Genomic DNA, 8,956 nt, shown 5'->3' with positions numbered 1-8,956 from the left:
CACCACCGGGGCCGGTTTGATCGGGTTGCCGTTCTTGTTGTACTTCTCGTACTTGCCGGGTGCTACGTCGTTGTCGGCGACTTCGACTTCTGCCTGCTCACGTTCCACCTGACGCTGTTCCGGGGTACGGCGCTCGCCGGTGACGAACTGGTCCGGGTTGACCTTGATCAGCAGCAATTTGCACGGCAACGCGCCGTTCCAGAACGAATACTGTTTGTGGCTGCGAATGCCCATGCGCTTGCCAAGGTCCGGCGCGCCGGTGAACACCGCCGCTTCCCAACCCATACACGCCTGGCGCAGACGCTCGCCAAGGTTCTGGTAGAGGTACAACAGGCTGGCTTCGTCACCCAGGCGCTCGCCGTAGGGTGGGTTGCAGATCACCAGGCCTTTCTGGTTCTGGTCCGGGCGCGGCTCGAAGGTGCCGACTTCGCCCTGGTACACCTTGATCCACTCACTCAGGCCTGCACGTTCGACGTTGTTGCGGCCTGGTTGAATCAGGCGCGGATCGGCTTCGTAACCGCGAATCCACAGCGGTGGCTTGGCCAGACCAGCGGCGGCGCGTTCGGTGGCCTCTTCGTGGAGCTTTTTCCACAGCGCCGGCACGTGGCCGAGCCAGGCGGTGAAGCCCCACTGCTCGCGACGCAGGTTCGGCGCCATGTCGGCGGCGATCATTGCGCCTTCNACNAGGAACGTGCCGACACCGCACATCGGGTCAGCCAGTGCGCCGCCATCGGCCGCAATGCGTGGCCAGCCGGAACGGATCAGGATCGCTGCCGCGAGGTTTTCCTTCAGCGGCGCCGCGCCCTGCTGCAAGCGATAACCGCGCTGGTGCAGGCTGTGGCCGGACAGGTCGAGGGAGAGAATCGCTTCGCCACGGTCGAGGCGCAGGTGAATGCGCAGGTCCGGGTTGAGCTTGTCGATGGACGGACGATCGCCCTGCGGAGTGCGCAGTTTGTCGACGATGGCGTCTTTGACTTTCAAGGCGCCGAAGTGAGTGTTGTCGATGCCCGAGCCGTGACCGCTGAATTCTACCGCCAGGGTGCCGTCCGAGACCATGTGGTCAGCCCATTCGATATCCAGCACGCCGTGGTACAGGTCTTCGGCGTCCTTCATCGGGAAGCGCTTGAGCACCAGCAATACGCGGTTGGCCAGGCGCGACCAGAGACACAGGCGGTAGGCAGTTTCCATATCGGCCATGCCGCGCACGGCCGAAGTGTGCTCGCGGGCTTCCTCAAGGCCAAGCCCGACGGCTTCCTCGATCAGCAGGCCTTCGAGGCCNTTGGGGCAAGTGAGAAAGATTTCGAATTGATCGGACATTGGAATTTCAGAGCCTTTAGCTAAGTGAACCGGCAACGCATTGCCGGCCCGGTTTTCAATCAGGCGCTTTTCTAAAAGAGCGCCCGCGTGGCACGAAGGTGTGCCGTCCCACCTGTGCTGCTCAGGTTAGAAGAGCTTAGATGCACAGGCAGATAAAAAAGTTGATGCAACAAAATGTCATAAGTCGACCCTTCGTCGAATAGTCCTCTTGCTTAACAGGAGCGATTCTCACAAAGGATTAACCCCATCATTCTGTGGGGGGCCGATCATACAGGGCTTTGGCCAATAAACACGGGACAAACATCGTGTTACTTATGGCCTTAGCATCTTTATGGTTACGTTCTTATGACAAAACGATCATTNAATCCATGTGACCTATTGGTTAGAACTCAACACAGGTTGGCGCCGTAACGACGTCAACACCTTGGCTCGCGACGCCGGCAGCGAGCCCCAACGGCAGGAGTTTTTCTGCCAGACCTCAATTGAGGTCGACGCGATAAATACAGTCAACAAGTGAGGGAAACACCCTATGAGAAGACTTAAGCGTGATCCGTTGGAAAGAGCATTTTTACGCGGATATCAGTATGGCGTTCATGGCAAATCCCGTGAGCTTTGCCCATTTACTCTACCGTCGGTACGCCAAGCCTGGATCAACGGCTGGCGAGAAGGACGCGGCGACAATTGGGACGGTATGACCGGCACTGCGGGGATACATAGACTCAACGAACTTCACGCCGTCGGCTAACACAGGGCACTTAATCCGACACGACAATCTGATTACGTAACGACTTAACACGCACGCCCCATCCGGGCGGCGGGCTCCGGCCCAGGGGCTCCTTCGAGGAGCCCTTTTTTATGCCTGCTTTTCGCCGAAATACAATTCCCTGTGTAGAAGCCGGCTTGCTGGCGATGGCGTCCTAAAGATCGCTATCGCCANTCACCGCCGATATTCAGTTAGATCGGCGGCCTCGTTGACGACTGCTTCGCCGGCTTGCTGGCGATGGCGTCCTAAAGATCGCTATCGCCAGCAAGCCGGCTCCTACACAGGGTTCAGCGCAGGGCCGCGATGGCGTCGACACACTCGCGAATCAGCGCCGGGCCTTTGTAGATGAAGCCGGAGTAGATCTGCACCAGGCTCGCGCCCGCCGCAATCTTCTCGGCGGCGTGCTTGCCTTCGGTGATGCCGCCTACCGCGATGATCGGCAAGCGACCGGCCAGTTCGGCTGCCAGCACCTTCACGGTGTGGGTGCTCTTGTCGCGAACCGGTGCGCCGGACAGACCGCCCGCCTCGTCACCATGCTCCATGCCTTCGACGCCTACGCGACTCAGGGTGGTGTTGGTGGCGATCACCGCGTCCATCCCGGTTTCGATCAACGCTTGCGCGACCTGCGCGGTTTCTTCATCGGTCATGTCCGGCGCGATCTTGATCGCCAGCGGTACATGTTTGCCGTGGCGCAACGCCAGTTCTGCGCGACGGGTCGCCAGATCAGCCAGCAATTGCTTGAGCGAATCGCCGAATTGCAGGCTGCGCAGGCCCGGGGTGTTGGGTGAACTGACGTTGACCGTGACGTAGCTGGCGTGGGCGTAAACCTTGTCCAGGCAGATCAGGTAATCATCGACGGCGCGCTCTACCGGGGTATCGAAGTTCTTGCCGATATTGATACCGAGAATGCCCTTGTACTTCGCTGCCTGAACCCGCGACAGCAGGTGATCAACGCCCAGGTTGTTGAAGCCCATGCGGTTGATGATCGCCTCGGCTTCCGGCAAACGAAAGATGCGCGGCTTAGGGTTGCCCGGTTGCGGCCGTGGCGTCACGGTGCCGATTTCGACAAAGCCGAAACCCAGTTGCGCAAAACCGTCGATGGCCGCGCCATTCTTGTCCAGACCGGCCGCCAAACCTACCGGGTTCGGAAACTCCAGGCCCATGACGTTCACCGGCATTTTCGCCGGCGCCTTGCACAGCAAACCGTTGAGGCCCAANCGCCCGCCNGCACCGATCAAGTCCAGGGACAGATCGTGGGAGGTTTCCGGAGAGAGTTTGAACAACAGCTGACGGGCCAGGGTGTACATGGGCGGTTTTGACTCGAATGGCGGCGAAATGAGGCGGCGATTATAGCCGGGCATCGGTGTCGCAAGCGAGGCGCGCGACAAAATCAACGGGCGATGGCATATGCCTTGCACCGTCACTGACATCAGCACTCATGCCAACGGCGGGATGAGTCGAAAGACAAAGGCGTCGTCACCTGGCCTTGCCCCTGGCAAGCAGCCCGGTACGACGCTTTTTTTTTGGAAGGTGTTTAACCATGAATGAAACCACAGCGGGCCCACTGGCCTGGGTCAATGGCAGCGATGCCCCGGAAAAGACTGAAATCAACCTCGGTTTCATGGCCCTGAGTGATTGCGCCTCGGTGGTGGTCGCGGCCACGCAGGGTTTCGCGCAGCCTTACGGCCTGACCCTGAACCTCAAGCGCCAGTCGTCCTGGGCCAACTTGCGCGACAAACTGGTCAGCGGTGAGCTGGACGCCGCCCACAGCCTGTACGGGCTGGTCTATGCCGTGCACCTGGGCATCGGCGGCGTGGCGCCGACCGACATGGCGGTGCTCATGGGCCTGAACCAGAACGGCCAGAGCATCAACCTTTCTCATGGTTTGCAGGCCTTGGGGGTGACCAGTCCTGAAGCACTGGACCGTCACGTGCACCAAAGCCGAACAAAGCTGACCTTCGCCCAGACATTTCCCACAGGCACCCACGCCATGTGGTTGTATTACTGGCTGGCCAGCCAAGGCATTCATCCATTGCAAGATGTGAATAGCGTGGTGGTGCCACCGCCGCAGATGCTCGCGCACTTGCAAGCCGGGCGTATCGACGGCTTTTGCGTCGGAGAGCCCTGGTGCGCCAGCGCAGTCAAGCAAAACCAGGGGTTCACCCTGGCAACGACCCAGACCATCTGGCCCGATCACCCGGAAAAAGTCCTCGGCTGCACCCGCGCCTTTGTCGAGCAGTACCCGAACACCGCCCGGGCGCTGGTGATGGCGATCCTCGAAGCCAGCCGCTTCATCGAAGACAGCAGCGAAAACCGCCGCAGCACCGCGAAGCTATTGAGCGCGCCCGAATACCTTGACGCACCGCTCGATTGCATCGAACCGCGCTTGCTCGGCGACTACGCCGATGGCCTCGGCAATCGCTGGCAGGACCCGCACGCGCTGCGCTTCCATGCGGGCGGTGAGGTCAACGTGCCGTACTTGTCCGATGGCATGTGGTTCATGACACAGTTCCGCCGCTGGGGCTTGTTGCGCGACGACCCGGATTACCTCGGCGTGGCCCGTGAGGTCCAGCAACTGGACGTGTACCGTGAGGCCGCCGGCGCAGTCGGTGTTGCCGCCGAGGGTGAGGACATGCGCAGCAGTCAATTGATCGACGGCAAAATCTGGGACGGCTCCGACCCGACCGGCTATGCCCGCAGTTTCAAGCTGCACGCCATGAGCGAAAGCTCGCCCCTTCTCGCCAGCCGCTGACAGGAGACTGCGAATATGTTGCGTATCCTGCTGATCAACGACACTGCGAAGAAAGTCGGTCGCCTGAAAGCGGCCCTGACCGAAGCCGGGTTCGAGGTGATCGACGAATCAGGTCTGACCATTGACCTGCCTGCGCGCGTCGAAACGGTGCGACCGGACGTGATCCTGATCGATACCGAGTCGCCCGGCCGCGATGTGATGGAGCAAGTGGTGCTGGTCAGCCGCGACCAACCCCGGCCGATCGTGATGTTTACCGACGAGCACGACCCGAATGTGATGCGCCAGGCGATCAAGTCCGGGGTCAGTGCCTACATCGTCGAAGGCATTCACGCACAACGCCTGCAGCCCATCCTGGACGTGGCCATGGCGCGTTTTGAAAGCGACCAGGCCCTGCGCGCGCAGCTCCAGGCCCGGGATCAGCAACTGGCCGAGCGTAAACGCATCGAGCTGGCCAAAGGCATGCTGATGAAAATGAAGCACTGCAATGAGGAAGAGGCCTACACCCTGATGCGCCGCCAGGCCATGAGCCGCCAACAGAAACTGATCCAGGTGGCGGAGCAGATTATTACCATGAGTGAATTGCTTGGCTGAAGCCTTGCGGAGCCTATGAAGACGCCTTCGCGGGCAAGCCTCGCTCCTACAGGTCTTGTGTCGCCCACACCCTCTGAACTCACCAAAAAACCCGTAGGAGCGAGGCTTGCCCGCGAATGGCCACGACGCGGTTTCACCTGTTGGCACAGATCTCGCTAAGCAATCACTACAGGTAACCAACGGCGGTTGCCCCACCTACGACAAAGACGTCGCTCACCTCATTTGCCCATGGCGAATCGGGTGGCGGCGTTTTTTCGTTTTGGCCCCAGAGATCGGGGCCGGTGGTGCGGCCGAGGCGGCGCCCCACCTGCAAGCTCCTGACTCCTTCTCGAGACTCCCTACAGCTGAGGTGCGCGATGAATTCAAGCTTCTGGAAATCTGGCCATACCCCGACATTGTTTGCCGCGTTCCTGTATTTCGACCTGAGCTTCATGGTCTGGTACCTGTTGGGCCCGCTGGCGGTACAGATCGCCGCCGACCTGCACCTGACCACCCAGCAACGTGGCCTGGTGGTGGCGACGCCGATTCTGGCCGGCGCCGTGCTGCGCTTTGTCATGGGCCTGCTGGCGGATCGCCTGTCGCCAAAAACCGCCGGACTGATCGGCCAGGTGATCGTCATCTGTGCGCTGTTCGGTGCCTGGAAACTCGGCATTCACAGTTATGAACAAGCCTTGGTGCTGGGACTGTTCCTCGGCATGGCCGGTGCGTCATTCGCCGTCGCGCTGCCGCTGGCCTCGCAATGGTATCCACCGCAGCATCAAGGCAAGGCCATGGGCATCGCCGGCGCCGGTAACTCCGGCACCGTGCTTGCCGCATTGATCGCCCCGGTGCTCGCGGCAGCCTTCGGCTGGAGCAACGTATTCGGCTTCGCCCTGATCCCGCTGATCCTGACCCTCATCGTGTTTGCCTGGCTGGCCAAAAACGCCCCTGAGCGGCCGAAAGCCAAGTCCATGTCCGACTACTTCAAGGCCCTGGGCGACCGCGACAGCTGGTGGTTCATGTTCTTCTACAGCGTGACCTTCGGCGGCTTTATCGGACTGGCCAGCGCCCTGCCCGGCTACTTCAACGACCAATACGGCCTGAGCCCGGTGACCGCCGGCTACTACACCGCCGCCTGCGTATTTGGTGGCAGCCTGATGCGTCCGTTGGGCGGCGCCCTGGCTGACCGTTTCGGCGGGATTCGTACCCTGCTCGGCATGTACAGCGTGGCNGCAATCTGCATCGCCGCGGTGGGTTTCAACCTGCCAAGTTCCTACGCTGCATTGGCGCTTTTCGTCTGCACCATGCTCGGCCTCGGCGCGGGTAACGGCGCAGTGTTCCAATTGGTCCCGCAGCGTTTTCGTCGCGAGATTGGTGTGATGACCGGTTTGATCGGCATGGCCGGCGGTATTGGTGGCTTCGCCCTCGCTGCGGGTATGGGTGCGATCAAACAAAGCACTGGCAGTTATCAGATGGCCCTGTGGTTGTTCGCCAGCCTCGGCGTGGTGGCCTGGTTTGGCCTGCACGGCGTCAAACGTCGCTGGAGAACCACCTGGGGCTCGGCCGCCGTGACCGCTGCCCGGGTCTGAGACCGCAATGAGCCTGCAACTGAGTTTTGCCGAAGCGAGCGCCATTGGCCCTCGCGAGGAAAATCAGGACGCCCTGCGCCTGGTCACTCCGGCCCCGGCGCTGGCGGCGAGCAAGGGTTACCTGTTCGCCATCGCCGACGGGGTCAGCCAGTGCGCCGATGGCGGTCTCGCCGCCCGTTCGACCTTGCAGGCCCTGGCGCTGGACTATTACGCCACCCCGGAAACCTGGGGTGTCGCGCAAGCGCTGGATCGCCTGCTGCTGGCGCAGAATCGCTGGTTGCAGGCCAATGGTGGTGGGCAACCGCTGCTGACCACGGTCAGTGCCTTGGTCATGCGCGGCAGGCGTTTTACCTTGGCTCATGTGGGCGATTGCCGGGTTTATCGCTGGCACGCCGACACCTTGCAACGGGTCAGCGAAGATCATGTCTGGGACCAACCGGGCATGCAGCATGTGCTCAAGCGTGCGCTGGGGCTCGATCAGCATTTGGTCCTGGACTTTCTCGACGGTGAACTTCGCCTCGATGAGAGCTTTGTGCTGCTCAGCGATGGCATCTGGGCGGTGCTGGGCGACACGGCCATTGCGGCGATTCTGCGCGACCAACCGGACCTGCACAGCGCTGCGCAAACCCTGGTCAGCGCAGCGCATCTGGCCGGCAGCCAGGACAATGCCAGCGCCCTGCTGGTGCGGGTCGATGCCCTCGGTGAAACGAGCATCGGCGATGCGCTGATTCATCTGCAGCAATGGCCGCTGCCACCCGCGCTGAAACCGGGCCAGACGTTCGAGGGTTGGCAGGTCGAAGGGATTCTCGGCCAGAGCCAGCAATCGTTGCTCTATCGGGTTCGCGACAGCCAGCAACAACCCTGGCTGCTGAAAACCTTGCCCGCTGCACTGCGCGACGATCACCTCGCCGGGCAGGCATTGCTGTCGGAGGAATGGTTTCTCAAGCGCGTGGCCGGACGGCATTTTCCTGAAGTCCATGCCGCCAGTCAGCGTCAGCATTTGTATTACGTGATGCGCGAATATTCCGGCTCCACTCTGGCGCATCTGCACGAACGGGTTGCCGCGCTGCCGCTGGCGCAATGGCAGGATCTGGCCGAACGTCTGCTCAAGGCCGTCGGCATGCTGCATCGCCGGCAGATTCTTCATCGCGACATCAAACCGGAGAATCTGTTGCTGGGCGACGACGGCGAGCTGCGCCTGCTGGATTTCGGCCTCGCCTACTGCCCCGGTCTTTCAGAAGATCAACCCACGACCTTGCCCGGCACGCCGAGCTACATCGCGCCGGAAGCCTTTGCCGGTGAGGCTCCGACACCGCAACAGGATTTGTACGCCGTCGGTGTGACNCTGTATTACCTACTGACCGGGCATTACCCCTACGGCGAAATCGAAGCCTTCCAACGACCCCGTTTCACCCAGCCCGTCAGCGCCAGCCGCTATCGCCCCGACCTGCCGGACTGGATCGCGCAAAGCCTGGAGCGCGCGGTGGCGGCGGATCCGGGTGAGCGCTTTGAAACGACGGAGGAATGGTTGCTGCTATTGGAACAGGGCGAGCGGCGCAGTTTGAGTGTGCGGCCCAGACCGCTGCTGGAGCGCGAGCCGTTAAAGGTCTGGCGGACGTTGGCGCTGGTGTCGTTGGTGGTGAACCTGGTGCTGCTGGTTTTGGTGTTTCACTCATCCTGACTCGAACCAGATCCACTGTGGCGAGGGAGCTTGCGCCCGTTCAACCGCGCAGCGGTCGCAGAATGTTTGGGTCTGCTTCGCAGCCCAGCGGAAGCAAGCTCCCTCGCCACAGGTTCGACATGCGCCAAGACCGGGCGGCCCGCCTCGAATCGGTGCAGAAAAACAGTGAATCTGATCCTGAAATCCTGCTCAGAACCCACTAAAGCCGAACCCTGAACGACTTGGCACAACCACTGCATTACCTCTCCCAACAGACATAAAGCCCAGCCTTCAACGTCGAAGGG

General features: G+C 61.3%; 7 protein-coding genes. 5 read left to right on the top strand and 2 right to left on the bottom strand.

What is annotated here, in order from left to right:
• Window positions 1-1,317: bifunctional 23S rRNA (guanine(2069)-N(7))-methyltransferase RlmK/23S rRNA (guanine(2445)-N(2))-methyltransferase RlmL (rlmKL, locus tag B7L09_RS27200; RefSeq protein WP_094471462.1), on the bottom strand; the 1,317-nt coding region annotated here is incomplete at its 3' end.
• Window positions 1,318-1,846: 529 nt separating this feature from the next.
• Between rlmKL and rmf the strand changes: the two genes are divergently transcribed.
• Window positions 1,847-2,062: a ribosome modulation factor gene (gene rmf / locus B7L09_RS27195; RefSeq protein WP_002553055.1), complete on the top strand. Its 216-nt coding sequence runs from the start codon at window positions 1,847-1,849 to the stop codon at window positions 2,060-2,062.
• 305 nt (window positions 2,063-2,367) lie between these two features.
• On the opposite strand, the gene B7L09_RS27190 is transcribed toward rmf, so the two are convergent.
• Window positions 2,368-3,387 carry a quinone-dependent dihydroorotate dehydrogenase gene (locus tag B7L09_RS27190; RefSeq protein ID WP_094471464.1) on the bottom strand — a complete coding sequence of 340 codons (1,020 nt, stop codon included), beginning with the start codon at window positions 3,385-3,387 and terminating at the stop codon, window positions 2,368-2,370.
• Between the two features lie 233 nt (window positions 3,388-3,620).
• Between B7L09_RS27190 and B7L09_RS27185 the strand changes: the two genes are divergently transcribed.
• The 4 genes from B7L09_RS27185 (at window position 3,621) to B7L09_RS27165 (ending at window position 8,672) form a co-directional block, all read left to right on the top strand.
• Window positions 3,621-4,832: a CmpA/NrtA family ABC transporter substrate-binding protein gene (locus B7L09_RS27185; RefSeq protein ID WP_094471461.1), complete on the top strand. Its 1,212-nt coding sequence runs from the start codon at window positions 3,621-3,623 to the stop codon at window positions 4,830-4,832.
• A 15-nt stretch (window positions 4,833-4,847) separates the two neighbouring features.
• Complete coding sequence (locus tag B7L09_RS27180; protein WP_094471460.1) at window positions 4,848-5,423, top strand: ANTAR domain-containing response regulator; 576 nt, start codon at window positions 4,848-4,850, stop codon at window positions 5,421-5,423.
• A gap of 356 nt (window positions 5,424-5,779) precedes the next feature.
• Window positions 5,780-6,991, top strand: coding sequence for a nitrate/nitrite transporter (locus tag B7L09_RS27170; RefSeq protein ID WP_094471459.1), 1,212 nt, complete (start codon window positions 5,780-5,782; stop codon window positions 6,989-6,991).
• Window positions 6,992-6,998: 7 nt separating this feature from the next.
• Window positions 6,999-8,672 (top strand): bifunctional protein-serine/threonine kinase/phosphatase, encoded by a 1,674-nt coding sequence (locus tag B7L09_RS27165; protein ID WP_094471458.1) that lies wholly within the window; start codon window positions 6,999-7,001, stop codon window positions 8,670-8,672.
• Window positions 8,673-8,956: the final 284 nt, after the last annotated feature.

It is taken from the genome of Pseudomonas mandelii, assembly GCF_002251635.1.
GTDB classification, from domain to species: Bacteria; Pseudomonadota; Gammaproteobacteria; order Pseudomonadales; family Pseudomonadaceae; genus Aquipseudomonas; species Aquipseudomonas mandelii_B.
This window is presented reverse-complemented; position numbering and strand designations above follow the sequence as displayed.